The following is a 25,448-nucleotide window of genomic DNA, read 5'->3' on the forward strand; positions in this document are numbered from 1 at the left end:
GCAAGGATGCCGCCTTTAAGCTGCGCGATATATTGCGTATAGCTGCAGCGCGATGAAAGATGGTCGTTGCGCGATAAATTACATCGCGGCTGTTCAAATCACAGCAACTTCACGCCGTATTCCGCTGCTTGATCTTCCCACGCTTGCACCTCATCGTAAAACGCCCGCTCTGGCACCGCAAAACCGCTGATTAGACTCGCTGCCAGCAACTGCTGATGCTTCTTATCAGTAGTGAGTTCGGTCAAGGCGCTGCGCAGACGCTCAAGCGTTTTGGCATCGGTTTTTGCTGAGGTGATTAACGGCAGTGCGGCACACAGCGGGGTTTCACCAATGATCTCTAACCCGGCCAGTTCTTCAGGGTGATGAGCACGCAACAGTGCCCAGGTGATGCAATCGATCGCCGCGATATCCGCTCGCTGTTCACGCAACGCGGCCAACGATTGACGATGACTGCCACTCTGCAGCGCTTCACTGAAGAAATGCCCGTCGTGTGCCAGTGGCGCGATCACGTAGCGCAGCGAATTGTAGCCCGAGTGCGAGTCATCACTGTTGCACACCGCGCGGCGACCACGAAAATCGCTCAGGGTAAGATTTTCATCCTCTTTGCGCGCCACCAGCCAACTGCGATAGCGCAGTCCCTCACAGCCTTGCGCGCTGGATTGAAATGCCCCAACCAGTTGCACATCAGGCAATAAAGCCACCAGCGGATAGCCGCAGGTCTGGCTTAACAGCAAATCAGCGTCGCGCCAGTGGGGTAAGAGTTCGTTGTGCCACTCTACTTCAGCCTGCACGCCGCGTTGTTTCAGCAGCGTCGTTAGCGCAGCAGTCAGGCCAAGCGTCGTTGGATGATGAATATCGTACATCGGCAGTGAAATGATCGGCATGCTGTGCATCCTTGTGCGTTCCCGGATGGGCGTTAACGTTGACCGGTTTGCGCCAGAAGCGCAGCAACCACTCGCCATAACCCGCGACGCGGAAACCGTGATTGCGCTGATGGTAGCCGTCGCGATACAGCAGATAGACTTTGCGCAAGCCGTACCAGGGCAAACCGGGCAGATCGTGATGTACAGAATGATAGTTGAGATTCAGAAATAGCCAACGCCACGGCCAGGCGGCTTCATTGTTCACGGAGCGGGCCAGCGGGGCTTCTTCTGCGCGATGCTCGTAGAAAGAACGTATTTTGGTCAACGCCAATGCCGGATAACTCACGGCAACCACGAACCACAGCGGCGACAATCCTTGCTGCTGCATCCAGTAGAAAAGCCCAGCCAGCAGCGTCAGATGAATCACCCACATCGAAATAGCGGCACGATCACGCGCCAAAAGCATCATCTTCAGGGTCGCCACGATATCCAGCAGCGGACCTAACAGCAAACGGCCGGGAAACGTATTACGCAGGTGAATCAAGCGTTGCTGCCACGGCTTGAGCTGTGCCCAGCGTTCCGGCGACAGGTAATAGGTTTCCGGATCTTCATCCGGTTCGGTGAGGATGTGATTGCGGTGATGTGCCAGATGGGAATCGCGATACAGCCCATAGGGATACCACAACGCCAGCGGCAGGGTACCAAACAGCTGGTTGAGCCCTGGAAAACGCGTGGGATGGCCATGGATCAGCTCATGCTGCAGCGACATATACCAGGTGGTGAACACAATCAGCAGCAGAGTGGTTAAAAACAGACCCGGCGTTTGCCAATAGATGACGCAGCCAAACCAGCCACCATACACTCCGACCATCAGCGCCCAGGTGGGCAGTTCACTGCGCCACAACCAATTGCGGCCCAGCTGATGCACCACTTCACGCTGCTGTGCATTGATATAGTCGTTTGCCATGCGGATGCCATAAACCTGTGAATCGGATGAATTCCCCGCAAGATGATTGATCATCGTGATAAACACAAAGACCGTGTTTTTATGACTTATGCAAAAAAGTTGATGAAGCGCGCGAAAACTATTGGCTATTAGTCACCTCTCGCCTGGCGTAACCTTTCTCCATCGAAACCTAATGCATCATGTGCGGGCCAGTACGGTCCCCCTGGAGAATTTCACCATGAAAAAGATTGGCTTCTTATCCTTTGGTCACTGGACCCCGTCATCGCAGTCAGCCACCCGTTCCGCTCAGGACGTGTTACTGCAATCCATCGATTTAGCCGTGGCTGCAGAAGAGTTGGGCGCGGATGGCGCTTACTATCGCGTGCACCACTTCGCGCGTCAGTTAAGCTCGCCGTTCCCGCTGCTGGCGGCAGTCGGTGCCAAAACCAATCGCATTGAGATTGGTACTGGCGTGATCGATATGCGTTATGAAAACCCGCTGTATATGGCGGAAGATGCCGGTGCGGCAGACCTGATTTCTAACGGTCGTCTGCAACTCGGTCTGAGCCGCGGCTCCCCGGAGCAGGTGATTGAAGGCTATCGCTACTTTGATTTTAACCCGAAAGAGGGTGAAACCGATGCCGATATGGGACGTCGTCATACCGAAGAGTTGCTGGAAGTGCTGCGCGGTGAGGGTTTTGCTAAACCGAATCCACAGCCGATGTTCCCGAATCCACCGGGCTTACTGCGTCTGGAGCCATTCTCAGAAGGGCTGCGTGAGCGTATCTGGTGGGGTTCCGGTTCAAATGCGACATCAGTCTGGGCAGCACAGCAGGGCATGAATCTGCAAAGCTCCACCCTGAAGGATGATGAAACTGGCGAACCGTTCCACATCCAGCAGGCGAAACAGATTCGCGCTTACCGTGAAGCCTGGAAAGCCGCCGGACATCAGCGCACGCCGCGTGTGTCAGTGAGCCGCAGTATCTTTGCGCTGACCAATGATATCGACCGTGCTTACTTTGGTCGCAGTGGTCAGGATCAGGACTCCGTGGGCTTCCTCGATGAGAAAACCCGCGCCATCTTTGGTCGTAGCTATGCGGCAGAGCCAGAGCAGTTGATCAAACAGCTGGCTCAGGACGAAGGAATCGCCGAAGCCGATACGCTGCTGCTCACCATCCCTAACCAGCTGGGCGTGGATTACTGTGCGCACGTGATGGAAAGTATTCTGACCCATGTGGCACCGGAACTGGGCTGGCGTTAAAACTAAAGAGGCGCACTTTGCGAAGTGCGCCTCTTTTCTTAATTAACCCCTAACTCCCACCACAGCTTATCCAATGCGTAGTAGCGGTCGCGTTCGCTTTCAGGTTGATTGAGATCGCGCTTCCACGGCTTGGCCAGAATAAAATGCAGGTTTTTTACATCCTCTTCCCGCCACATGGCACTGTGCTGGAATGGCAGCGTTTTCAGCGCGTTGTAAATATACGGCAGCGGCAGCCAGCGATTCTCAAACACTTCATTAAGTAAATCCTGTTCAGAGAACGGATAGCGGCGTAGATCAGTGATAGCAGCGACTTTTTGCTGTAGCCAGCTAAACACCTCTTCATCCGGTTCGAGCACCAAAAAGCCACCATTCAGATAGCGGTCCAGGCTGGCAGGTGCCGCTTCACCGCGATCCTGCCAGGTATAGTGGCAATTTTCCGGCTGCCAGCTGGCGGGATAACTGGCGATTTTATTCGGATTGCAGCGACAAGCGTGACAGGCGGCCAGCGCATGATCGCCGAGATCCAGCGTAAACAGCTCATCCATATTGCGCAGCACCAGCATGTCGGCATCAAGAAATACCACGCGCTCACAGCCGGTCAGTTCCCATGCCCGCAGCTTGCTCCACACTTCACCAAATTGCGCAGAGGCATAATGCTGCTCCAGGTCCGCATTCGGCATCAGAGGATCGACTGGATGAATCACACAGCCTAAAGCCTGCAAATCTTCACGCGTTTCGATGTCAATCGCATCGGTCACCATCACAATCAATGGCCATGCGGTTTCGCTGCGTTTCAGTGAACGGTGCAGCGCTTTCACGCCGATAAAATAATCCGGTTGTGTCAGTAGTGTTACCCAGGCGTACATACATTCTCCCCCGTCAAAATTCAATCAAACAAAGCCGTGACATAGTCATTGCTAAAACGACGCTGCGGATCGAGTTGTTCCCGCACCGCGCGGAACGCATCCCACTGTGGATAGATATCCCGCCAGCTGTAGCGCTGCGGATCGTAGTATTTTCCCCAGTGCGGTCGTCCGCCTTCTGCTGCCAGTAATTTCTCGACCTCGGTGAGGAAATGCAGACCGTCCTGTGACAGCGAACCGTCATCGGCGTAATAGACTACGAAGCCAAAGAAACAGGTCGGCTGCTGATACGCTGGACTGAGCCAGGCTTCTGACGCGCCCGTGCAGCGCAGAATGATGGGGTAGTGCATGTGTGGATGATTCTCGGCATACCAGGCTTTGATTTTGCTGATAATCTCCGGCGTTTTATTCAACGGCACACCAATTTCCACGTTGATTTGCGGCACGGCAATACCGCGACAAAACAGCTGATAGATGTCGCCGCTGAGGTCGGTGAAATCGCGGAAGCGCGTGACGGTGCGAAACTGTTTACCACCTTTACCTTCAATTTGCGTATCACGATGCATCTGCGCCAGCGTCTGATCGATGGTGTCATTCAGACTGCTATCAGTGTCGTCGCCATGCTCGATCACCTCGCCGCCATTGGTGTGCCACGCCTGAACATCTGCTTCACTGGCGGGGTTGGCATTCCAGACGTGCATCAGGTTGTCATCCACAAACCACCAGGCTTTGCTCAGTTCATACTGCTGATTCCAGCGCGGCAGATCCTGCTCCAGCGTATCGGCGGACTCGGCAAATTTATGGCAGGTAAACAGGCGGAACGGCTGGGTGCGCATCGTCACGGCGGTCACAATCCCCAGCGAACCTAATGAGGTTTGCGCCGCAGGGAAATCACTATCGCCACGTTGAAACTCCCGCACGCTGCCGTCGGCCATAACCATGCGGATGCTTATCACTTCATCCGCCAGTGAACTCTGATCCAATCCCTGGCCATGGGTGCCCGTCGCTATTGCGCCCGCCAGCGTCTGAACGGATATCACGCCTGGCGAACAGCCTAACATGCGATTTCGCGCGGTGAGTGCGTCGAACACATGCTGCAGCAGCGTGCCTGCCGCGAAAGTGATGCTGTCGTTATCCTCTCCCAATACGCCTTGCATGGCGCTGAGATCGAGTAACAGATCGTCGGCATTCACACACAGCATGCGGCCGGGTGATAAACGGCTGCCGATGACGCGCACTTTACCTGTTGACGAACTCAGCAGCTGTTGCAGTTCGGCTTCGTTTTGCGGCTGATGAACTTGCTCACGCTGGCCCACCACGGTGTTTTGCGCCCAGTTCCACAGGACACTGTCGTGCTCGGTATTTTGCGGGTTGCGAAGGGGGTAAAGGAGGGAATCTCTGTTCACTACGGCGTTCCTTATACTGAGGTCTGTGACGGTCCCAAAGCTTTAAGCGTAGACCATCACAGCACTGCCCAGGTTTAAGGTGCCTTGCAGATGTAGCGCAGCGTTGCGGTCACGGCCAGTTGGCGGTTACGACGGATGCTGTCCTCTTCCGTATCCTCAGGGGTGAACAGGAAGTGGAAGGTGTAGCGGTTGGCGACGTGGTGCACACAGATACTGCTCAATAAGCGGTGCACGTCCACGGTGTTCAGGCCATCAATAAAGATGCCTTGCTGCTGACCGCGCGTCAGAATGTCATCCAGCAGATCCAGCGTACTTTTGTTCAACGCTTTGATGCGCTCGGACTGCACAATGTAGCGACCGCGCAACAGGTTTTCCGTACACACCAAACGCATGAAATCCTGATGGGTGGCGTGATAGTCGAAGCTGGCTTCGACCAGTTTAATCATCGCCTGCTCGGGTTCCATCTGTGCAAGGTTCAATCCGGTTTCGTGTTCACGAATCGCCTGATAGACCTGCTCCAGCACCTCGATATACAGCTTCTCTTTATTGACGAAGTGATACACCACCATGCGCTTAGTGGTCTGCGCGTGTTCAGCAATCTGCTCAAGGCGTGCGCCCTGCATACCGAACTCGGCGAAGGTTTTCAGGGCACCGGCAAGGATGCGTTTTTTCAGCCCTTCCGGGTCATTTTTACGTTTCGTTGTAGTGTCCGACATAGCGCTCAATAACAGGTCAATCAAAACGGCATGGTACCACAGCCGTCCTTTCACTTGTGGCGATGCGAGCGGCTGCGTGTCTTTATTCTTTTCAGGAATAGCATTCCCGGATAAATCATAATGCAGGAATAAGCATCTGCGTATACTGCGGCTATCTGTTCATCACGACAGTGTACTTTGACCGTTGCAATTATAACGATGAGGAAATAACTATGCACACTCGCCTGGCATCCGCCAAAACGACATTTTTGTTAACCGCTGGCGCTATGCTGCTGGCGGGCACTAAAGGCATCGGTGAAACGGCCTGGTAAGGATCTAGCATGACGATTTTCACAGGAGTCGAAGCGCCGTTTAGCGCGATAACGCGTGGCGTGGTAGAGAATGCGCAAGACCGTGAACGTTTTGCTCGCGAAAGCGGCAGCGTGGTGCGCTTGCAGGGCGTTTCACGTCGCTTTGGGCAAACTCAGGCGCTGCGCGATGTTTCACTAACGGTGCAGAAAGGTGAAATTCTCGGCCTGATTGGCCGCAGTGGCGCGGGCAAATCGACGTTGATTCGCTGTCTGAACGGGCTGGAGCAACCTGACGAAGGCGTCATTGAAATCGAAGGCCGGAAAATTACCGGCCTGTCGGAAAAACAGCTGCAATCTGTGCGTAGCCGCGTCGGTATGGTGTTCCAGCACTTCAACCTGCTGTCGGCGAAAACCGTGGCGCAGAATGTCGCGTTGCCGCTGAAAATTGCCGGTCTGGATAAGGTGCAACGTGCCCAACGCGTGGCGGAATTGCTGGAATTGGTGGGGCTGTCCGATAAGGCACAGCACTATCCGGCGGCGCTCTCAGGCGGTCAGAAACAGCGTGTTGGCATTGCTCGTGCACTGGCGGCAAGCCCGGCACTGCTGTTGTGTGATGAAGCGACTTCAGCACTGGATCCTGAAACCACCCGTTCCATTCTGGCATTGCTTAAATCGCTCAATCAAAAGCTGGGTATCACTATTCTGCTGATCACCCATGAAATGGAAGTCATCAAGTCGGTGGCGCACCGCGTGGCGGTAATTGACGCGGGTGAGATCATTGAGCAAGGCCCGGTGTGGGAGGTGTTTGCGCATCCGCAATCCGAGCTGACGCGCACCTTATTGCGTGGTTTGCTGCCGCAGCTACCGGAAGCGCTGGCCGCACGGGTTACCGAGAGGAGACAGGGCGAGGCAATTTACAGCGTGCACTTTGCTGGCGAGGACGCGCAGGGCGATTTGCTGACCCGATTTGCGGCGGCGTTGCCGGACAAGTTCCGCTTACTGCAAGGCGGCATCGATCATATTCAGCACTACGCCGTGGTGAGTTTTTTTATCGCGCTTCCGGTCGCCAACGTGGCCGATGAGCAACAGATTCTCAGCTGGCTGCGCGCGCAGCAGGCGCAAGTGGAGTTAGTCGGTTATGTCGCCAGTGATGATTGATTTATTGCTCAACGCGTTGGGCGAAACGGTGTTGATGACGCTGATTTCAGGATTGTTTTCACTGGTTGCCGGTTTACCGTTGGGGCTGATTCTGGTGATGACCAGTGCAGGCGGCATCGCAGAACACCGTGGCATTAACCGGGTGCTGGGGCTGGTGATCAACGGCTTCCGCTCGCTCCCTTTCATCATTTTGCTGGTGGCGCTGATTCCGTTTACCCGCTTTCTGGTCGGTACGTCACTGGGGACGTGGGCGGCGATAGTTCCACTGTCGATCACCGCAACGCCGTATTTTGCTCGCGTGGCCGAAGTGTCACTGCGTGATGTGGAGCGGGGCCTGATTGATGCAGTACGCGCGATGGGCGCCAGCAAGCTTCGCATCGTCTGGGATGTGCTGATTCCTGAAGCGCTGCCCGGCATTCTCTCGGGGTTTGTGGTGACGCTGGTGGCATTAATCGGCGCATCGGCGATGGCGGGAGCGATTGGTGCGGGCGGATTAGGCGACCTGGCGATTCGCTACGGTTATCAACGCTTTGAAACCTCAGTGATGATCGCGGTGATCGCAGTATTAATTGTGCTGGTATGTGGCATTCAGTGGGTCGGCGATCGACTGGTGCAGCACATCGATAAGCGACACTAGACTTCGCGCATTGCATTCCATCATTGGCGACAGCAACGCAGATGTGGCACCTTTACCGCCCGCCGTGGATTAATATCGTCGTTGATTCTGTTCATGCCCGCTCTGGATAACTGAGCGGGCATTTTTTTGGAATCCTTATCGACACGTTTTAACAGAACAAGTGCATGATTCAAACTGCCTCGCCACACTGATTATCGCCTTTAACCTATATAGCATTTGACCTATATCACAAGGAGCGTATCATGTGGCAAATAATTACAACGGACACGTTTGATGATTGGCTTGTAGCGCAAGACGACACTGACCGAGCCTGCGTTCTGTCCGCAATGATTGTATTGCAGCAAGCTGGCCCCGCATTATGCAGGCCCTACGCCGACTCCCTGAAAGGCTCTCGCTTTAGCAATATGAAAGAGCTTCGCATTCAGAGCAAAGATGATCCTATTCGGGCATTTTACGCATTTGACCCCTGGCGCAGCGGTGTGTTGCTTTGTGCAGGTCATAAGAGTGGCAATGAAAAGCGTTTTTATGCTGAGCTGATCCCGCTCGCAGATAAAGAATTCACCCATCATCTTCAACGCGAAGAGAGAAAGGAGTAACGACATGGGCAGAACACTCAAACAGATTCTAGCGTCTGAGAAGTCTGAGGTAGTGGCTAAAGCTAACGCCATGGCTGAAGAAGTATTGTTAAATATCCATCTTGCTGAATTGCGTGAAAGAGTAAACAAAACGCAGGTAGAGATAGCGCAGCAATTAAATATTAAACAACCCACCGTGGCTGGAATGGAAAAGCCTGGCCGGGATTTAAAACTCTCGACGCTGAAGCGCTATGTTGAAGCGGCAGGAGGAAAACTGCGCCTCAACATTGAGCTTCCCGATGGCTCGCATTATGAGTTTGTTGTTTAATTCCCTTCTTTGACTTTCTATCCGCGAAAAAACAGTGCGATCTGGCGCACTGTTTCGCGTACTTGCACGCCGACTCACTCCTACCTGCTTGCTCCCCAACCCATGAAAATCCATCCCGCCACGTAACTTTTTGCATACATGGAAAATACAAAGGAAATACAATTAAGTAGTATGATTTTACCTTAGTTTGAAATTAATAAATTAATTTTCAATGAGTTATACGTATAACTTTTTCGAATTATTTTTTCAGATGAATTTTGGAGATGATCACAATCTCAAGTTTTGGGTGTCCTGGGCATGTTTACACCACCTGAAATTCAGCATAGTTTGAACATGGAGTTAACCTGTGATTAACAGACAAAAGCGAACAAATGCGTATTGGGTCAACACACCGCTAAACAATGATGAAGACAGACGATCTGCAAGTGGGTCATGCTTAATTTCATTATTTATGTTCAGGGATTAAACGCAGGGTTTTTCAATTTATAGGTCAATTTCTTTTTCAAAGAAATACCTAAATCAGTCAATGATGTTTTTTCTGTTTCTTTAACGTTCCGCCAAATCATCTTTGATTTGGACAGATCGCTGCGCCTGCAGAGAAATGAATAATTCAGGAGAGACCCTGTTATGAGCAACACCAATATATCCATTGAAGATGTCCCGCTTAATAATTTTCACCAGTTAATGTCGCTGCGCGCGGGTGGCGGTTGGATCCTCGATGGCTACGTACTGAGTATCATCGGCGTGGCGATCGTGCAGTTTTCCCAGCATCTGCAACTTGATACCTTCTGGCAGGGCATGGTGGCCGCTTCAGCGATGCTCGGCACCTTCTGCAGTGGTTTCCTTGGCGGGTGGCTGACCGATATTGTGGGTCGTCGTCGTCTGTTCTTTGTCGGGCCAATCCTGTTTATCCTGGGTTCGGTCGGCACCTTCTGGGCGGAATCGGCCCTCACGCTGTTTATCCTGCGTTTCCTGGTGGGTGTTGGAGTGGGATTAGAATATCCGGTTGCCGGGTCACTGCTCACTGAATTCCTGCCGCAAAAGCATCGTGGTAAACGTTTGGCCGGTTTGACCATTCTCTGGTTTGCCGGTGCAGCCCTCGCTTATATCGTGGGTAACCTCATTCTCTCGATTGGCGGTGATGCCGCATGGCGTCTGGTACTGGCCAGCCCGGCCGTGTTGGGGGTACTCCTTTTCGTTCTGCGCATCGGCACGCCGGAATCGCCACGCTGGTTAGTCAGCAAAGGTCGCTTCAATGAGGCTGAGCAGATCATCAAGAAAGTCTACGGTCCAGAATTCTCGCTGAAAAATATGCCAGCGGAGTCGGTGGAAGCCAAAGTCACGTTGAAAGATCTGGTGCGCTCTGGTTACGGCAAACGTATGTTGTTTGTCTCGGTGTTCTGGAGTGCTGCCGTCGTACCGATGTTTGCGGTGTATTCGTTCGCACCCGTAGTACTGAAAGCCCTGAATCTGGATGGCGAATGGGCCTCACTGGGTTCGATAGCCATCACCTTACTGTTTGTGGTGGGCTGCGTTGTGGCAACCCGTTTGATTGATAGCATGGGCCGCCGCCGTCTGATCATCCACAGCTTTTTATGGTCAAGTCTGGCGCTGTTGGCATTGGGGATGTTCTCCCACGGTTCTGAAATGCTGGTACTGGTGATGTTTGGTGCTTACGCGGTATTTATCGGCGGAGCACAGGTGCTGGAGTTAGTGTATCCGAACGAGCTGTTCCCAACGGAAGTGCGTGCCTTCGCTGTCGGTATGGGTTCATCCATGTCACGTATCGGTTCTGCCGCAGGAACCTGGCTGGTGCCGATTTCCCTGCAAAGCCTGGGCATCGAATACACCATGTATGCTGCCGCGATTGTTTCCTTTATTGGTCTGCTAGTATCGGTATGGCTGGCACCTGAGACGCGTAATATGACGCTGAGTCAGGCGGCTTCGCTGGCGCGTTAATAGAAAGAAAAATATCGTAGAAAGACAAAAGCCCGCCCAGGTAATCCTGAGCGGGCTTTTTGCATTTTTTTGGCTACTTCTAAAATGCCGCAGCGTGTTCGCAAGATATGATCTCAAACCTGGAGACTAGACTATCTCTCGCAGTAAATGATAATCCCACCTGTCTATTAGATCATTTCAACAGTCTGCTCTCTCAGCGCGTAACCTCAATTATATGCGCGATTTCGCCAAAGCCTGGTGGGATGCAAAATTTGTGCAAGCGGTGCTTGCACAATCACCCCCGGAACCATGAAGTGTCCTGCTGGACAAACTAAATAGACTGGAACAACGGCACAGGTATCTGCCTAAGCTAAAGTTTGCCTCATATCCATAACTAGCGAGCTTTTTTGCAAACAAAAAGCCCGCTCAGGTTTCCCTGAGCGGGCTTCTCTAAATATGGCTCCTCTGACTGGACTCGAACCAGTGACATACGGATTAACAGTCCGCCGTTCTACCGACTGAACTACAGAGGAATCGTGTGAACGAGGCGCATATTAGCGATGCCGATCCCCAATGTCAAAGCCCGATCGCACACTTCTGGTTTAAGTGCGCGTAAAAGCAGCGGAATGCTGTTTTTCTGCCTTGAACGTTCAGATTTCAAACTGCCAGCAAGATCTCACTTTAAGCGCATTTCCTTTGAGATGTTAGATGCATGTCAAAGTTTTGTTATTTGCCGATTTTAAAACAATCATTTCAGTGCTTTTATGATGAAAATTTCAAATGCTGATCAGATGAAACAAATGAACTGCTTATCATCACGGGTGAAATCAGTTTTGGCGTCTGAAACAGCATTTCGAAAATAACCTTTTGATAAGTAGATAGTTGCAGGAAAGAGCAGTACCGAAACGATAGCGTTAGACCAGAAGCCTTACCTCTACAACCAGATAAATAACGCCAGTGCCGTTGAGTGAATGTAAAAAATATTTTTCATTCGTCGTATCAGCCCAACTGAGCATGTTAACGAATAAGAAGGGTTACCTATGAAATTCAAAAAAGCGTTAGTGACTTCCCTGTTAGCTTGCATGTTACCTGCCGCTGTTATGGCAAAAGACCTTCAGGTGGGCGTCTCTATGGCGCTGTTTGACGATAACTTCCTGACCATTCTGCGCACCGCGATGCAGAAAGAGATGACCAAAGATGGCGTTAAGGGTCAGGTCGAAGATGCGAAGGGCGACGTTTCCCAACAGCTGCAACAAATTCAGAACTTCATCGGTCAGGGCGTTGACGCCATTATCGTTAACCCAGTGGATACCAATGCCGTCAAACCTTTGATGGATGCGGCCTCTAAAGCGGGTGTGCCGCTGATCTTTGTTAACCGCAAACCGGCAGGTGAATTGACCGACAAAATGGCTTACGTCGGCTCTGACTCCGAATTAGCGGGCCGTCTGCAAATGGAAGCGCTGGCAAAAGCGATGAACGGTAAAGGCAACGTCGCCATTTTGATGGGCGATCTGGCTAACGAATCCACCCGTGACCGCACCAAAGGTGTTGAAGCGGTGGTGGCTAAATATCCTGGCATCAAAGTGGTGCAGAAACAGACCGCGAAGTTCACCCGTAATGACGCGGTGGACGTAGTGAGTAACTGGATGACCGCAGGCGATGACATTCAGGCGATTGCTTCTAACAACGATGAAATGGCGATCGGTGCGCTGCAGGCGCTGGGCAAAAACCCGAACCACATCCTGATTGCGGGCGTGGATGGTACACCGGATGCGTTGCAGATGCTGAAGAACGGCAAGATGGTCGCCACTGTATTCCAGGATGCTAAAGGTCAGGGTGAAGGCGCCGTACAGACTGCCGTGAAACTGGCGAAAGGCGAGAAAGTGGAGAAGGTGATTAACATCCCTTACCAGCTGATCACCAAAGACAACATGGCGCAGTTCGAATCTCGTAACCAGAAATAATCGTTCCCGACTCAGCCGTACGGAGGTGATGTATGACCGCTTTTGCGCTTGAAGCCGAAGGCATCAGCAAGTTCTTCCCCGGAGTGAAGGCACTCGACAATGTCTCACTACGCATTAAACCGGGGTCGGTACATGCCCTGATGGGTGAAAATGGCGCGGGCAAATCCACTTTAATGAAATGCCTTATCGGGATGTACCGTCCCGATAAGGGCACCATTCGCATTAAAGGGGAGCCGGTGCAGTTTCAGGACACCATGGATGCGCTGCGTTCTGGCATCTCCATGATCCACCAGGAACTGAATCTGGTGCCTTACATGACTGTGGCTGAGAACATCTGGCTGGGTCGCGAACCGATGAAGTACGGCTTTGTTGACCACGCGTTGCTGAACAAGCAAACGCAGGAATTACTCAACAAACTCAATATCCGTTTAAAAGCCGATCGTATGGTTGGCGAGCTGAGTATCGCTGCTCAGCAGATGGTGGAAATTGCCAAAGCGGTGTCGTGGAACTCCGACATTGTGATTATGGACGAACCGACCTCGGCACTGACGGAAACCGAAGTGGCGCATCTGTTCACCATCATCCGCGACCTGCGTGCGCAGGGTAAAGCCATCATCTATATCAGTCACAAGATGGATGAGATTTTCACCATCACCGATGAGATCAGCATATTCCGCGACGGCACCTGGGTGGGTAGCAACAGCACTTCCGAGTTTACCCGTCAGTCATTAATTACCCAGATGGTGGGGCGTGAACTGACGCAGCTGTTCCCGAAATTCAATGGTGAAATCGGTGAGGAAGTGCTGACGGTGCGCAACCTTACCTGTAAAGACCGTTTCACCGATATCAACTTTACGGTACGTAAGGGTGAAATCCTCGGTGTTGCCGGTCTGGTGGGGGCGGGACGCAGTGAAGTGATGGAAAGTTTGTTCGGGATGGAAAGCTTCGACAGCGGTGAAGTGCTGATCGATGGCGTGCCGGTCAAAATCGATTCGCCTTCCACGGCGATTGAGAAGGGCATGGCGTTCCTGACCGAAGACCGTAAAAAGTCCGGCTTATTCCTGGTGTTGTCGGTGATGGAGAACATGAGCATCGTCAACATGCCGGATTATGTCAGTAAAGCCGGTTTCGTTAGCCACATGAAGATGGCACAGGACTGCATGGAGCAGATCCGCAAGCTCAATATTAAAACGCCGACCATGGATCAGATCATCAACAACCTCAGTGGCGGTAACCAGCAGAAGGTGCTGATTGCGCGCTGGCTGCTGGCTCAACCGAAGATTCTGATCCTCGATGAACCGACGCGCGGTATTGACGTCGGGGCAAAAGCCGAGATTTACCGCTTAATCAGCGAACTGGCAAACCGTGGCGTGGCCATCATTATGGTCTCGTCGGAGTTGCCGGAAATTCTGGGCATGAGCGACCGCGTGATGGTTATGCACGGCGGACGTATAACTGGCATCCTCGATAAAGAAGAGGCCAATCAGGAAACCATTTTGTCGTTGGCATCCGAGTGAGGCGCGAGACATCTATGAGTAACGTAAAAATTACGGCCCCGCAGGCCGCGGAATCGACATCCTTCTTTGGCAACCTGCGCCATAAGTTGCCGAAAGATACCGGCATCTTTGTGGTGATGTTGGGTATTGCCTTAATTTTTGAGATTGCAGGCTGGTACGTTCGTGACCAATCTTTCCTGCTCAACACCAACCGTCTGGTATTGATTGTTTTACAGGTGGCGATCATCGGCATCATTGCGGTGGGCGTGACCCAGGTCATCATCACCACGGGGATTGACCTGTCGTCTGGTTCGGTGATTGCACTGACGGCGGTAGTGGCGGCCAGTCTGGCACAAACCTCTGACAGCCTGACACCGATGTATCCGTCACTGGTTAACCTGCCTGCCGTCATTCCGATTGTGGCCGGTATCGGTGTGGGTTTGCTGTGCGGGGTCATGAACGGTTTCCTGATTACCAAAACCGGTATCCCGCCATTTATCGCCACACTGGGCATGATGGTATCGGCGCGTGGTCTGGCGCAGTATTACACGCAAGGTAACCCGATCAGCTTCCTGTCAGATGGCTTTACCTCCATCGGCCAGGGCGCGATGCCGGTGATCATTTTCCTGGTGGTGGCCTTCCTGTTCCACATCGCCCTGAAGCATACCCGTTACGGTAAGTATGTGTATGCAATTGGCGGCAACATGACTTCGGCCAAAGTGTCAGGGATCAATGTTAATAAATACCTGATCATCGTCTATACTATCGCGGGTGCGCTCTCTGGCCTGGCGGGTGTGGTGCTGGCGGCGCGCGTCAGTAGCGGCCAGTCAAGTATGGGTATGGCGTACGAGTTGGATGCGATTGCCGCAGCGGTTATCGGCGGTAGCAGCCTGATGGGCGGCGTGGGTCGTATTACCGGGACGCTGATTGGTGCGGTGATTCTGGGTCTGATTAAGAGCGGATTCACCTTCGTGGGTGTGGATGCTTACGTGCAGGACATCATTAAAGGCATCATCATTGTCGCCGCAGTGTCCATCGATATGCATAGAAACCGTAAAAAGAGATAGTACTTCCTGATTGCAGGGCGCACTGTGTGCGCCCTCAAGGACATTTTGCTCCGTTGTTCACAATAAGTTTTCCCACTGGTTGATCCTGCTCCTTTCCCCGCGTTTGCTTTCGTTCTGACCGTTTTTGGTCATTTTCTGTGAGTTATGCACCACTGCGACGCTTTCGGTCATCACTTTTTTGCACATCTGCCACGCAAGTTGCGCACCATGGTGGTGCATTTCGATTTATTTTTAATCACTCTGTGTCATGTGCTCAGCTTATTAACTCTTAAGAGGTAATCAGAAAGGCTTATTTTCCGTGCCGTTAGGAATATTCTGGCACTGCTTTTTCACGCTCCGAATAAACCTGGCCTGCATATTGCAACTTCATGAACACAAGCCAGCAGGCTGAGACACCCAAACGGGTTATTCGGGGATTGACGGAGGCAATATGAATTTAAGACGACTGAAGTACTTTGTAAAAATCGTCGATATCGGCAGCCTGACTCAGGCAGCAGAAGTGCTGCACATCGCGCAGCCTGCGCTTAGCCAGCAAGTTGCGACGCTGGAAAACGAACTCGATCAGCAGTTACTGATTCGCACCAAACGTGGCGTAACACCAACCGAGGCGGGCAAAATTCTTTATGCTCATGCTCGTACGATTCTGCGCCAGTGTGAACAGGCGCAAACGGCTGTCATCAACGCGGGCCAGGCGTTAAATGGTCAGGTATCAATTGGTCTGGCACCGGGCACCGCCGCTTCTTCGTTGACGATGCCGCTGCTGCAAACGGTGCGGGAACAATTCCCGGATGTACTGGTGTATCTGCATGAGAATAGCGGCACCTCTTTAAATGAAAAAGTGATGAACGGTCAGTTGGATATGGCGGTGCTGTATGACCGTGCGCCGACAGCCGGCATTAACAGCATTCCATTGATGAAAGAAGAGTTGTATCTGGTCGGTGCGACCGCATGTCCGGGCGCTACCGTTGATCTCGCCGACGTGGCGCAGATGAATTTGTTCCTGCCGCGTGACTACAGCGCGGTGCGCAAACGTGTTGATGAAGCATTCTCGCTGCGTCGTCTGAGCGCAAAAATCATCGGTGAAATCGAGTCAATCTCAACCCTGACTGCCGCAGTTTCCAGCGGCATGGGTGTGACCGTTCTGCCGGAATCAGCGGCTCGCGCCCTGGTGAGTTCAACTCACGCGTGGATGGCACGTATTAACAGCCCATCGCTGAATCTGCCGCTCTCGCTGAATATCTCTGCGCGCTTGCCACTGTCACCTTCCGCGCAGGCAGTGAAAAACATCCTGCTGTCACTGCTAAATAAGCCGATGACGGAAGAGCGCGAGTTAATGCTGGTCGGTTAATCCCTTCTTCTTTACCCCAGCTATCTACGGCTGGGGTAACCCCTTCACGCTTTAACACCCACAAACGCGTCGAGATAAATTACACTCCTTATTACTATTCCGCATAACACACCGTTTTTTATTATTTCCTGCAATGACACCAACTTCATAACATGGACGAAACAGGGCAGGGAACAGGAGAAAAGGGTGTGAATTTCCAGCAACTTAAAATTATACGTGAAGCTGCACGTTGCGAATTCAACCTGACAGAAGTGGCGAACACGCTGTTTACCTCACAATCTGGGGTCAGCCGCCATATTCGTGATTTGGAAGATGAACTCGGCGTCGAGATCTTCATTCGTCGCGGCAAGCGATTGCTGGGCATGACGGAACCGGGCAAGGCGCTGTTAACCATTGCTGAACGCATTCTTGATGAAGCAGGCAAAGTGCGTCGCCTGGCGGATGTGTTTACCAATGAAACCAGCGGCGTGCTAACGATTGCTACCACGCATACGCAGGCCCGCTATAGTCTGCCGCGTGTGATCAAAGCATTCCGACAGCTCTATCCTAATGTGCGTCTTGAACTCAATCAGGGTTCACCGCAGGAAATTGTGGCCATGCTGTTGGCGGGTGAAGCTGATATTGGTATTGCCTCCGAGCAACTGGTGAACAACAGCAGCCTTGCGGCTTTCCCGTGGTTTAGCTGGCACCACTCGTTATTGGTGCCGCACGACCATGAACTGTTACAGCATCAGCCGATCACGCTGGCTAGCCTGAGTCGCCATCCCTTGATTACCTATCGTCAGGGGATCACGGGTCGCTCGCGTGTTGACCGTGCGTTCCAGGCGGCGGGACTTAAGCCGGATATCGTGCTCAGCGCGCAGGACTCCGACGTGGTGAAAACCTATGTTGAGTTGGGACTCGGCGTTGGCATCCTGGCTGATCAGGCGTGCGACATTTATGAAGGTGAAGATTTGGTGAAAATCGACACCCATCATCTGTTCGATGCCAACACCGTATGGCTAGGATTGAAGCGCGGCCAGTTGCAACGCAATTACGTCTGGCAGTTTCTGGAACTGTGTAACGCCAATCTGTCGCTGGAGGAGATTAAGCGTCAGGCGCTTTCCTATGAAACGGAATCTGAACCCGCTATCGATTTCCAGATTTAATGCAGTGGTCGTCATAAATGGCGACCACACATTTCCTACAGGGTGCGCATTCCTGCGCTGCTGGCCTCAAACCGCAGCGTAATCAATGACGCATTCATGCGCACCTGGCAACAAACCTCACCGTAATCAATGACGCATTTATGCACAGCATAAAATTTCTTTTGGCGCGCTAAAACACATCCTGGCCCGGTTTCCACCCCTTAGAAAAACATCCTGCACTGCTGCGCCACGTTACAGTGAAATGAACAGGATAAAGGGGATGAAAATGTCGCGGATTCAACTAAAAGATACAGAACTGTTACGCCAGCAGGCGTTGTTTGGCGGGCGCTGGCAGGACGCTCACGCCGGGGCCACGCTGCCGGTCATCGATCCCTCCACTCAGCAACAGATTGCCACTATTCCGGCACTGGGTGCAGCCGAAACCGAGCAGGCAATAGATTATGCTGAGTCGGTGCGTGTCAGCTGGGGCAAAACCCCGAACGCGTCACGCGCGGCACTGCTGGATAAGTGGCATCAGCTGATTCTCGATAACGCGGACGATCTGGCGGTCATCATGACCGCCGAGCAGGGCAAGCCATTGGCAGAAGCGAAAGGCGAGGTGTTGTACGGTGCCAGCTTTGTTAAATGGTTCGCTGAAGAGGCACGCCGCATCTATGGCGATACCATTCCGGCGCCCAGTGAAGACCGCCGCATTCTGGTTCTGAAACAACCTGTTGGCGTGGCCGCAGCGATTACGCCGTGGAATTTCCCAATTGCGATGATTACCCGCAAAGTGGCACCTGCGCTGGCCGCCGGTTGCCCGATCATCGTGAAACCTTCTGAGTTGACGCCGCTGTCGGCTCTGGCACTGGCGGTGCTGGCAGAGCGGGCAGGTTTTCCCTCTGGCGTACTTCAGGTGCTCACCGGATTACCCACCGAGATCGGCAGCACGCTGACTGCCAGCCGCACGGTGCGCAAAATCTCCTTTACCGGATCCACGCGCGTCGGCCAATTGCTGATGCAACAAAGTGCCGACAGCATTAAACGCCTTAGCCTGGAACTGGGCGGTAATGCGCCACTGATTGTGTTTGATGATGCCGATCTCGATGTCACTATCCCTGGCGTCATGGCGAGTAAATTCCGTAATGCCGGTCAGACCTGCGTCTGCGCCAATCGCATTTTGGTGCAACGCGGTATCTATGAGCGTTTCAGCGAGAAACTCCTGGAGGCAGTGGCAACCCTTAAAGTGGGGGATGGCTTTGAACCCAGTAGCACGATTGGGCCACTGATTAACGATCGCGCTGTTGAGAAGGTAAACAGCCATATTGATGATGCGCTTAGTCAGGGAGCGACCTTGCTGCATGGCGGGATCAGTGCAGCGAATGGCACCTTTGTTGAGCCGACCGTGTTGGGTAATGTCACCAGCAGTATGCGTATTGCGCATGAAGAAACCTTCGGCCCGGTCGCACCGCTTTTTGTCTTCGATAGCGAAGAGGAGGCGATACGCATGGCGAATGACACGCCTTATGGATTGGGCGCTTATTTCTTTACGGAGAATATACGTCGAGCCTGGCGCGTGGCGGAATCATTAGAATTTGGCATGGTCGGTTTTAATACCGGTGCGATATCTTTAGATGCGGCACCTTTTGGCGGAATTAAATTATCCGGTTTAGGACGTGAAGGTTCGCGCTATGGAATTGAAGAGTACCTGGAGCAGAAAACGTTTCATATGGGCAGTTTATAAATGCAGCAATGCGTGTTAAATCGTACCGCTCCAAATAGGTAATCGCGCAATTCATTGCGCATAATGACTTTCATCACCAATTACATAAACAGCGCCGGCAACCTCAGGTTCACGGCGCTGTTTTATTTTGTGCGCGGCGTAATACTTTTCCGGCCTATCACCGTTTTAGTGCAAGTTTCGTGCGAGCTGCACCGTAGGGATGCACGAATTTTGTGAAGTAAATCATCTGTTTATTCCTTCGGCAAATCCGCAAATTTTCCCTCTTCAATACGGCAGAAAATTTTTCTGGGCTGTTTTTTACGCATTTTTATTTTTTACTGGGCTGGCATACTTTCTGCATTAGCTTATTAACGTGACAGATAAATGATGTGCAAATCGTTAATTGGCGCACATGTGATGGGTGTAACAAATAAGGAATTTTCCATGTTAAGTTTCGACCCTGAAAAAGTTTCTCTCCCGATTGGCCATTATATTGGTGGCCAGCATGTTTCCACCCAGGGCGCGCGTTTTGCCGTAAAAAGGCCATCTGATGGCAAAGTCTATGCCGAGCTGAGCGAAGCCCAGGCCAGCGATGTTGATAGGGCTGTCACCCTGGCCCATGAAGCGCTGAAAACCAGTGGCTGGCGCAGTTGCCCACCACGGCAACGTGGAAAAGTGTTACGCCGCTGGGCGGATCTGATTGAAAGCGATCCGTTACTGGCTCAGCTCGAAGCGCTGGGGTCGACGCGGCCGATCAGCGATGTGGTACAGCATGAGATTCCGTTTACCGCAGAGGCCATCCGTTTCTACGCTGAGTGCGCAGACAAATACAGTGGCGATCTGTTCCCGACGCAGGAAAGCAGCCTCGGCATGCTGATTTCGGAGCCATACGGCGTGATTGGCGCGATTACACCGTGGAATTTCCCGCTGTCGATGGCCTCGTGGAAATGCGGTCCTGCACTGGCAGCGGGTAATGCCGTGGTGCTGAAACCTTCGGAGCTGACACCTTTCTCTACCGTACGCATGGCGGAACTGGCGGTGCAGGCCGGTTTACCGGCGGGCATTCTGAATATTGTGCAGGGCAGTGGTGCAGTGACCGGCAGCGCGCTGGTCACCCATCCGCTGGTACGCAAAGTCTCGTTCACCGGTTCCACGGTGACGGGTGCACGCATCATGAGTGACGCAGCACAGCATGGCATGAAGCCTGTCACGCTGGAGTTAGGTGGCAAAAGCCCACAGCTGGTGTTCGATGATGCGGGCGATATCGATGTCCTGGCACAGCGCATCCTGCGCGGCTTCACCGCCAACGGTGGACAGGCATGCGTCGCGGGTACTCGCTTAATTGTGCAACGTGGCATCGCTCAACCGCTGCTGGATCGCCTGGTGGCGCTATGCCAGCAGCCGCAGCCGGGTGTCACCTGGCAAGACAGCAGCCGTTATGCGCCGCTGATAGATGAGCGCCAGGGCAACAAGGTGGCATCGGTGATCGCTGAAGCCAAAGCGCAGGGCGCAGAAGTGTTAGTGGGCGGCGAACGTTTTGCGGATACCGCCGAAGGCTGGTTCTGGCAGCCGACCTTACTGTGCGGCGTGGCGGCAGATAACCCGGCGGTGCAGCAGGAGATCTTCGGCCCGGTGCTGACCGTGCAGGAGTTCGATAGCGAAGAAGAGGGCTTAGCATTGGCGGCGCACGAAACCTATGGCTTGTGCGCCGGTGTGCACACGCTAAGCCTGCCACGCGCCATGCGGGCGATGCGTGCTATCGAATCCGGCACCGTATGGATCAACCGCTACGGTCGCTCCGGTGATTTCATTATTCCTACTGGAGGCTTTCTTGGCTCCGGTATTGGCAAGGATCTGGGTCGTCAGGCGTTTCAGGCCTGCCAGCGCCAGAAGAGTGTATTAATCGATTTCTAAATTCACGTATCAGACAACGACGAGGTCGCGTCATGGCACTGTTTAAACCGAAATTCATCACCTTTGATTGCTACGGCACCCTGATTAATTTTGACATGGCAGGAGCGGCAGAGCGCTGCTTCAAAGATCGGGTGTCAGCGCAAGAGATGCTGGCCTTCACCACCGATTTCGCCATCTATCGCCGCGATGAAGTGCTGGGGGCGTGGAAACCTTACTACGACGTCGTCAGCGATGCGTTGGAGCGCACCTGTAAAAAATGGGGCGTGCAGTGGAGCAAAGCCGATAGCGACTTTATCTACACCGATTGCGCCACCTGGGGGCCGCACCCAGACGTGCCCGCAGGACTTGCCAAAGTGGCGAAAGCGTTCCCACTGGTGCTGCTCACCAACTCAATGAACGATTTGATTCCCCATCACGTGCCGCGTCTTGGTGCACCGATCCACATGACCATCACCGCAGAAGAAGTGGGTGCGTACAAGCCGCAGATGAAAGGCTTCGAGTACATGCTGGACAAGCTGAATTGCGGTCCCGAAGAGATCCTGCATGTTTCGTCGAGCCTGCGCTATGACCTGATGACCTGCTACGACATGGGCATCAAAAACAAAGTGTGGGTCAACCGGGGTCACGATCCGGCCAACCCAGCTTATGAATACACCGAGATTAAAGATATCGGCGGTCTGCCCGCTGTGGTTGGACTCTAAGCCCGGAGGCGGCGATGAAACTCGAATCATTCTGGCAAGCCACGGCACCGGCATTTACTGGCGCAGCGAGTGGCGCACTGCCGTCGGTTGCTGACGTGGTGGTGATTGGCGGCGGATTTACCGGCATCTCAACCGCGCTGAATCTCGCACGACAGGGTATCAACGTGGTGGTGCTGGAAAGTGGCAACGTGATGAGTCAGGCCTCCGCACGTAACGGTGGACACTGCAATACCGGCGTATCGCAAAACTTTGCTTCGCTGGTAGCCAGCCAGGGGATCGAGCAAGCCAGTCGCTTCTATCGGGCTTTTGATGACGCCGTGAGTTATGTCCAGCAACTGGTGCGGGAAGAGCAGATTGATTGTGATTTTCGCCTGTGCGGAAAGCTCAAGCTCGCCAGCAAAGCGTCGCATTTCCCCGGACTGCGCAGTGCATGGCAACTGATGCGTGACACAGTTGACCCGGAAATCGAGTTGATCAGTAAAGATGAGATTCGCCGTGAAGTGGGCAGCGATGCCTTTCACGGTGGCTTACTGCAAAAACGCGGTGGCCAGATGCATATGGGCAAGTTCGGCATTGGTCTCGCCAATGCCGCTGCCCGCGCGGGAGCGAAGATCTTTCCCCATCACGCGGTGACCGGCTTGACGCGTCTGGATGGCTACCGTCATCGCGTCACCACCGCCCAGGGCGAGATCATCGCGGAAAAAGTCATGATGGCCACCGGCGTATCGAATGAAGGGCCGTTCCCGTGGTTCCAGCGCCGCATCGTGCCGGTAGGCAGCTTTATCGTGGTGACTGAACCGCTGGGTGATGCGCTGATTGAACAAGTGCTGCCCAAAGACCGCACCTATGTCACCTCGCTGAACATCGGCAACTACTTCCGCACCACTGCCGATCGTCGTCTGGTGTTTGGGGGGCGCGCACGTTTTGCCGTCAGCAATCCGACCTCGGATACGCGCAGCGGCGAAGTGTTGCGCGCCGCGATGACCGTGCTGTTCCCGCAGCTGGGCAAATCGCGCATCGATTACTGCTGGGGCGGCATGGTGGATATGACGTCCGATCGCCTGCCGCATGCGGGTGAGCACGATGGCGTGTTCTATTCACTGGGTTACAGCGGCCACGGCACACAGATGTCGGTGTGGATGGGGCGGGTGATGGCCGATTTACTGGCAGAAAAGCGTAACGAAAATCCCTGGCAGCGCGATACATGGCCTGCGCTGCCCGGTTACCACGGGAAACCCTGGTTTTTGCCTCTCGCGGGGCTGTATTACAAGGCTAAGGATCGGCTCTCCTGATCGTTAATCCGGTGCGCATCAATGTGCACTCTACGATGGGATTCTTCAGGTCGCTATTGATGCGCGCCAGGGGAATGCTTTCGAGGGGAACGCATAAATGCACATCCTAAGGTGTCATTGATTTGGCATTCATGCGGACGCTATCCGGTTTGGTAGGGGCCACATTAATGGCGATCTGATTGACGCTCAATTATCAAACAAACCACTTTTCATATTGAGGGTGTGCAGATGAGTAAATTCGATAAAGAGTCTGACGCTGTAAATCCGGCCCTGACACGTATGCTGACTGAGGGATCCCTGTCACGTCGTGGCCTGATGAAGTTGTTGTCTGCGGGTGCAGTCATGAGCAGCGGCTTGATAGGTTTTCCGCAGATGAGCTTTGCGGCTGAAACACCGGTGAAAGGCGGCAAGATGCGCGCAGCCATGTCCAACGCCTCCGCTACTGACACACTCGATCCTGCCAAAGGCAACAACAGCGGTGACTATACCCGCCAGTTTATGGTCTACAGCGGTCTGACCGAACTCGACCAAAAGTTGGCGATTCAACCGGGGCTGGCGGAGTCCGTGGAGTCTTCGGATGGTGTCACCTGGCACATTAAATTGCGCAAAGGGGTCACGTTCCACGACGGTAAACCTCTCACCGCGAAAGACGTCATTTACTCACTCAGCCGCCACAAAGATCCCGCCGTGGCTTCCAATGCCTTTAAGCTGGCCGATCAGTTCAAAACCTTCACGGCGGTGAACGATAACGAAGTCACACTTGAGCTGAGCAGCGCCAACTTTGACGTGCCTTATATGCTCGCCAGTGCCCCATTCCTGATTGTGCAGGATGGCACCAAAGACTTCAGTAAGGGTATTGGCACGGGGCCGTTCAAATTGAAAGAGTTCACGCCGGGCGTACGCTCTGTTGGCGTGAAGAACCCAAACTACTACAAGCCCGGCTTGCCACATCTCGACGAAATCGAACTGCTGGGCGTCACCGATCAGGCGGCACGTGTCAATGCGCTAATGTCGGGTGACTTACATATCGTTTCGACCCTGAGCGCAGCCGACAGTAATCGTTTGAAAGCCACGCAAGACTTCGCCGTGCTGGAGAGCAAGGCGGGGATGTACACCAACCTGATTATCCGCACCGACATGAAGCCGGGCAGCAGCGAGGATTTCGTGTTGGCGATGAAATATCTGCAGCCGCGTGACACCGTGCTGAAAACCGTGCTGCAAGGCTACGGTGATATCAGTAACGACACCCCCGTGCCGCCGTGGCATCCGCTGTTTAACGCCGATCTCAAACCGCGTCCGCTGGATGCCGAAAAAGCCAAATTCCATATCGAGAAAGCCGGTATGAAGGGCGCAACGGTTGAGATCATCACCACGCCAAACATCGAAGGTGCGGTGGAAGGGGGCCAGTTAATCCAGCAGGTGGCGCGTAACACCGGGCTGAACGTTAAGGTGCGTCGCGTGCCGTATGACGGCTACTGGTCAACGCACTGGACCAAAGACCCGGTGGGTTATGGCTCGATCAACCCGCGTCCAACGCTGGATATGCTGTTCTCTCAGTTCTATATGTCGAGCGCGGCCAACAATGAATCGGGCTGGAAGAACGATCAGTTTGATCAGTTGGTCGTCGCCGCACGCGGTGAGCGCGATCAGGGCAAACGCAAGCAGATGTATGGCGATATGCAGAAGCTGATCTATGACCACTGTGGCACCATCATCCCCACCTTTATCAGTACCCTCGACGGGTACAGTAAAAAAGTGGGCGGTGTTGAAGCCTGGCCAAGCGGCATGATGATGGGTTACCGCTTCCATGAGTTCGCCTGGCTGAAAGCCTAATC

At 53.4% G+C, this 25,448-nt stretch carries 21 protein-coding genes and 1 tRNA gene; 16 read left to right on the top strand and 6 right to left on the bottom strand.

Going from position 1 to position 25,448, the window contains the following annotated elements; genetic code table 11:
* Window positions 1-98 precede the first annotated feature (98 nt).
* Window positions 99-893, bottom strand: coding sequence for a PhnD/SsuA/transferrin family substrate-binding protein (locus JK231_RS08145; protein WP_211728341.1), 795 nt, complete (start codon window positions 891-893; stop codon window positions 99-101).
* On the bottom strand, window positions 781-1,830 hold the full coding sequence (locus JK231_RS08150; RefSeq protein WP_211728342.1) for a fatty acid desaturase: 1,050 nt from the start codon (window positions 1,828-1,830) through the stop codon (window positions 781-783). Before JK231_RS08150 ends, JK231_RS08145 begins: the two co-directional genes overlap by 113 nt.
* A 217-nt stretch (window positions 1,831-2,047) precedes the next feature.
* Between JK231_RS08150 and JK231_RS08155 the strand changes: the two genes are divergently transcribed.
* Window positions 2,048-3,070, top strand: a complete 1,023-nt coding sequence (locus tag JK231_RS08155; protein WP_211728343.1) for an LLM class flavin-dependent oxidoreductase — start codon at window positions 2,048-2,050, stop codon at window positions 3,068-3,070.
* Between the two features lie 38 nt (window positions 3,071-3,108).
* Here JK231_RS08155 and JK231_RS08160 read toward each other — a convergent pair whose 3' ends face one another.
* From JK231_RS08160 to JK231_RS08170, 3 genes are all read right to left on the bottom strand, one after another.
* Window positions 3,109-3,936, bottom strand: coding sequence for a glycosyltransferase family 8 protein (locus tag JK231_RS08160; RefSeq protein WP_211728344.1), 828 nt, complete (start codon window positions 3,934-3,936; stop codon window positions 3,109-3,111).
* Window positions 3,937-3,956: 20 nt separating this feature from the next.
* The gene (locus tag JK231_RS08165; RefSeq protein WP_160832745.1) at window positions 3,957-5,339 is read right to left on the bottom strand and encodes a D-arabinono-1,4-lactone oxidase; all 1,383 of its coding nucleotides are present in this window, start codon (window positions 5,337-5,339) and stop codon (window positions 3,957-3,959) included.
* A gap of 74 nt (window positions 5,340-5,413) precedes the next feature.
* A complete protein-coding gene (locus JK231_RS08170) occupies window positions 5,414-6,055 on the bottom strand; it encodes a TetR family transcriptional regulator (protein ID WP_058962323.1) in 642 nt (213 codons plus the stop codon).
* Between the two features lie 320 nt (window positions 6,056-6,375).
* Here JK231_RS08170 and JK231_RS08175 point away from each other — a divergent pair, with 320 nt between their 5' ends.
* From JK231_RS08175 to JK231_RS08195, 5 genes are all read left to right on the top strand, one after another.
* On the top strand, window positions 6,376-7,503 hold the full coding sequence (locus JK231_RS08175) for an ATP-binding cassette domain-containing protein (protein ID WP_211728345.1): 1,128 nt from the start codon (window positions 6,376-6,378) through the stop codon (window positions 7,501-7,503).
* On the top strand, window positions 7,484-8,140 hold the full coding sequence (locus tag JK231_RS08180) for a methionine ABC transporter permease (RefSeq protein WP_097116698.1): 657 nt from the start codon (window positions 7,484-7,486) through the stop codon (window positions 8,138-8,140). Before JK231_RS08175 ends, JK231_RS08180 begins: the two co-directional genes overlap by 20 nt.
* A 242-nt stretch (window positions 8,141-8,382) precedes the next feature.
* Window positions 8,383-8,736: a type II toxin-antitoxin system RelE/ParE family toxin gene (locus JK231_RS08185; RefSeq protein ID WP_211728346.1), complete on the top strand. Its 354-nt coding sequence runs from the start codon at window positions 8,383-8,385 to the stop codon at window positions 8,734-8,736.
* A 4-nt stretch (window positions 8,737-8,740) separates the two neighbouring features.
* Window positions 8,741-9,043, top strand: coding sequence for a helix-turn-helix domain-containing protein (locus tag JK231_RS08190; protein ID WP_097116700.1), 303 nt, complete (start codon window positions 8,741-8,743; stop codon window positions 9,041-9,043).
* Window positions 9,044-9,670: 627 nt separating this feature from the next.
* Window positions 9,671-11,002, top strand: coding sequence for an MFS transporter (locus JK231_RS08195; RefSeq protein ID WP_211728347.1), 1,332 nt, complete (start codon window positions 9,671-9,673; stop codon window positions 11,000-11,002).
* A 436-nt stretch (window positions 11,003-11,438) separates the two neighbouring features.
* Here JK231_RS08195 and JK231_RS08200 read toward each other — a convergent pair.
* Window positions 11,439-11,514: transfer RNA gene (locus JK231_RS08200), tRNA-Asn, on the bottom strand.
* Between the two features lie 507 nt (window positions 11,515-12,021).
* On the opposite strand from JK231_RS08200, the gene JK231_RS08205 reads away from it, so the two are divergent.
* From JK231_RS08205 to JK231_RS08250, 10 genes are all read left to right on the top strand, one after another.
* Entirely contained in the window at window positions 12,022-12,945 is a 924-nt protein-coding gene (locus JK231_RS08205; protein WP_034824630.1) for a sugar ABC transporter substrate-binding protein, read from the top strand.
* Window positions 12,946-12,977: 32 nt separating this feature from the next.
* Window positions 12,978-14,462, top strand: a complete 1,485-nt coding sequence (locus JK231_RS08210) for a sugar ABC transporter ATP-binding protein (RefSeq protein ID WP_034824628.1) — start codon at window positions 12,978-12,980, stop codon at window positions 14,460-14,462.
* A gap of 14 nt (window positions 14,463-14,476) precedes the next feature.
* The gene (locus tag JK231_RS08215) at window positions 14,477-15,508 is read left to right on the top strand and encodes an ABC transporter permease (RefSeq protein ID WP_038646197.1); all 1,032 of its coding nucleotides are present in this window, start codon (window positions 14,477-14,479) and stop codon (window positions 15,506-15,508) included.
* Window positions 15,509-15,938: 430 nt separating this feature from the next.
* The gene (gene nac, locus JK231_RS08220; protein WP_034824624.1) at window positions 15,939-16,856 is read left to right on the top strand and encodes a nitrogen assimilation transcriptional regulator NAC; all 918 of its coding nucleotides are present in this window, start codon (window positions 15,939-15,941) and stop codon (window positions 16,854-16,856) included.
* 188 nt (window positions 16,857-17,044) lie between these two features.
* Window positions 17,045-18,004: an HTH-type transcriptional regulator Cbl gene (gene cbl, locus JK231_RS08225; protein ID WP_045832269.1), complete on the top strand. Its 960-nt coding sequence runs from the start codon at window positions 17,045-17,047 to the stop codon at window positions 18,002-18,004.
* Window positions 18,005-18,269: 265 nt separating this feature from the next.
* Window positions 18,270-19,727: an NAD-dependent succinate-semialdehyde dehydrogenase gene (locus JK231_RS08230; protein ID WP_211728348.1), complete on the top strand. Its 1,458-nt coding sequence runs from the start codon at window positions 18,270-18,272 to the stop codon at window positions 19,725-19,727.
* A 423-nt stretch (window positions 19,728-20,150) separates the two neighbouring features.
* A complete protein-coding gene (locus JK231_RS08235) occupies window positions 20,151-21,620 on the top strand; it encodes an aldehyde dehydrogenase family protein (protein ID WP_211728349.1) in 1,470 nt (489 codons plus the stop codon).
* Window positions 21,621-21,652: 32 nt separating this feature from the next.
* Window positions 21,653-22,321 (top strand): haloacid dehalogenase type II, encoded by a 669-nt coding sequence (locus JK231_RS08240; protein WP_097116702.1) that lies wholly within the window; start codon window positions 21,653-21,655, stop codon window positions 22,319-22,321.
* Between the two features lie 14 nt (window positions 22,322-22,335).
* A complete protein-coding gene (locus JK231_RS08245) occupies window positions 22,336-23,613 on the top strand; it encodes an FAD-binding oxidoreductase (RefSeq protein WP_211728350.1) in 1,278 nt (425 codons plus the stop codon).
* A gap of 228 nt (window positions 23,614-23,841) precedes the next feature.
* Window positions 23,842-25,446, top strand: coding sequence for an ABC transporter substrate-binding protein (locus JK231_RS08250; RefSeq protein ID WP_211728351.1), 1,605 nt, complete (start codon window positions 23,842-23,844; stop codon window positions 25,444-25,446).
* The last annotated feature ends 2 nt before the right edge of the window (window positions 25,447-25,448 follow it).

Origin of the sequence: Pantoea sp. JGM49, assembly GCF_018257655.1 — a bacterium.
Lineage (GTDB): Bacteria > Pseudomonadota > Gammaproteobacteria > Enterobacterales > Enterobacteriaceae > Pantoea > Pantoea communis.

Excerpts from the sequence above, each read along its gene's own strand:
- JK231_RS08145 (WP_211728341.1), bottom strand. The coding sequence starts at position 893 with ATGCACAGCATGCCGATCATTTCACTGCCGATGTACGATATTCATCAT.
- JK231_RS08150 (WP_211728342.1), bottom strand. The coding sequence starts at position 1,830 with ATGGCAAACGACTATATCAATGCACAGCAGCGTGAAGTGGTGCATCAG.
- JK231_RS08155 (WP_211728343.1), top strand. The coding sequence starts at position 2,048 with ATGAAAAAGATTGGCTTCTTATCCTTTGGTCACTGGACCCCGTCATCG.
- JK231_RS08160 (WP_211728344.1), bottom strand. The coding sequence starts at position 3,936 with ATGTACGCCTGGGTAACACTACTGACACAACCGGATTATTTTATCGGC.
- JK231_RS08170 (WP_058962323.1), bottom strand. The coding sequence starts at position 6,055 with ATGTCGGACACTACAACGAAACGTAAAAATGACCCGGAAGGGCTGAAA.
- JK231_RS08175 (WP_211728345.1), top strand. The coding sequence starts at position 6,376 with ATGACGATTTTCACAGGAGTCGAAGCGCCGTTTAGCGCGATAACGCGT.
- JK231_RS08180 (WP_097116698.1), top strand. The coding sequence starts at position 7,484 with ATGTCGCCAGTGATGATTGATTTATTGCTCAACGCGTTGGGCGAAACG.
- JK231_RS08185 (WP_211728346.1), top strand. The coding sequence starts at position 8,383 with ATGTGGCAAATAATTACAACGGACACGTTTGATGATTGGCTTGTAGCG.
- JK231_RS08190 (WP_097116700.1), top strand. The coding sequence starts at position 8,741 with ATGGGCAGAACACTCAAACAGATTCTAGCGTCTGAGAAGTCTGAGGTA.
- JK231_RS08195 (WP_211728347.1), top strand. The coding sequence starts at position 9,671 with ATGAGCAACACCAATATATCCATTGAAGATGTCCCGCTTAATAATTTT.
- JK231_RS08205 (WP_034824630.1), top strand. The coding sequence starts at position 12,022 with ATGAAATTCAAAAAAGCGTTAGTGACTTCCCTGTTAGCTTGCATGTTA.
- JK231_RS08210 (WP_034824628.1), top strand. The coding sequence starts at position 12,978 with ATGACCGCTTTTGCGCTTGAAGCCGAAGGCATCAGCAAGTTCTTCCCC.
- JK231_RS08215 (WP_038646197.1), top strand. The coding sequence starts at position 14,477 with ATGAGTAACGTAAAAATTACGGCCCCGCAGGCCGCGGAATCGACATCC.
- nac (WP_034824624.1), top strand. The coding sequence starts at position 15,939 with ATGAATTTAAGACGACTGAAGTACTTTGTAAAAATCGTCGATATCGGC.
- JK231_RS08230 (WP_211728348.1), top strand. The coding sequence starts at position 18,270 with ATGTCGCGGATTCAACTAAAAGATACAGAACTGTTACGCCAGCAGGCG.
- JK231_RS08235 (WP_211728349.1), top strand. The coding sequence starts at position 20,151 with ATGTTAAGTTTCGACCCTGAAAAAGTTTCTCTCCCGATTGGCCATTAT.
- JK231_RS08240 (WP_097116702.1), top strand. The coding sequence starts at position 21,653 with ATGGCACTGTTTAAACCGAAATTCATCACCTTTGATTGCTACGGCACC.
- JK231_RS08245 (WP_211728350.1), top strand. The coding sequence starts at position 22,336 with ATGAAACTCGAATCATTCTGGCAAGCCACGGCACCGGCATTTACTGGC.
- JK231_RS08250 (WP_211728351.1), top strand. The coding sequence starts at position 23,842 with ATGAGTAAATTCGATAAAGAGTCTGACGCTGTAAATCCGGCCCTGACA.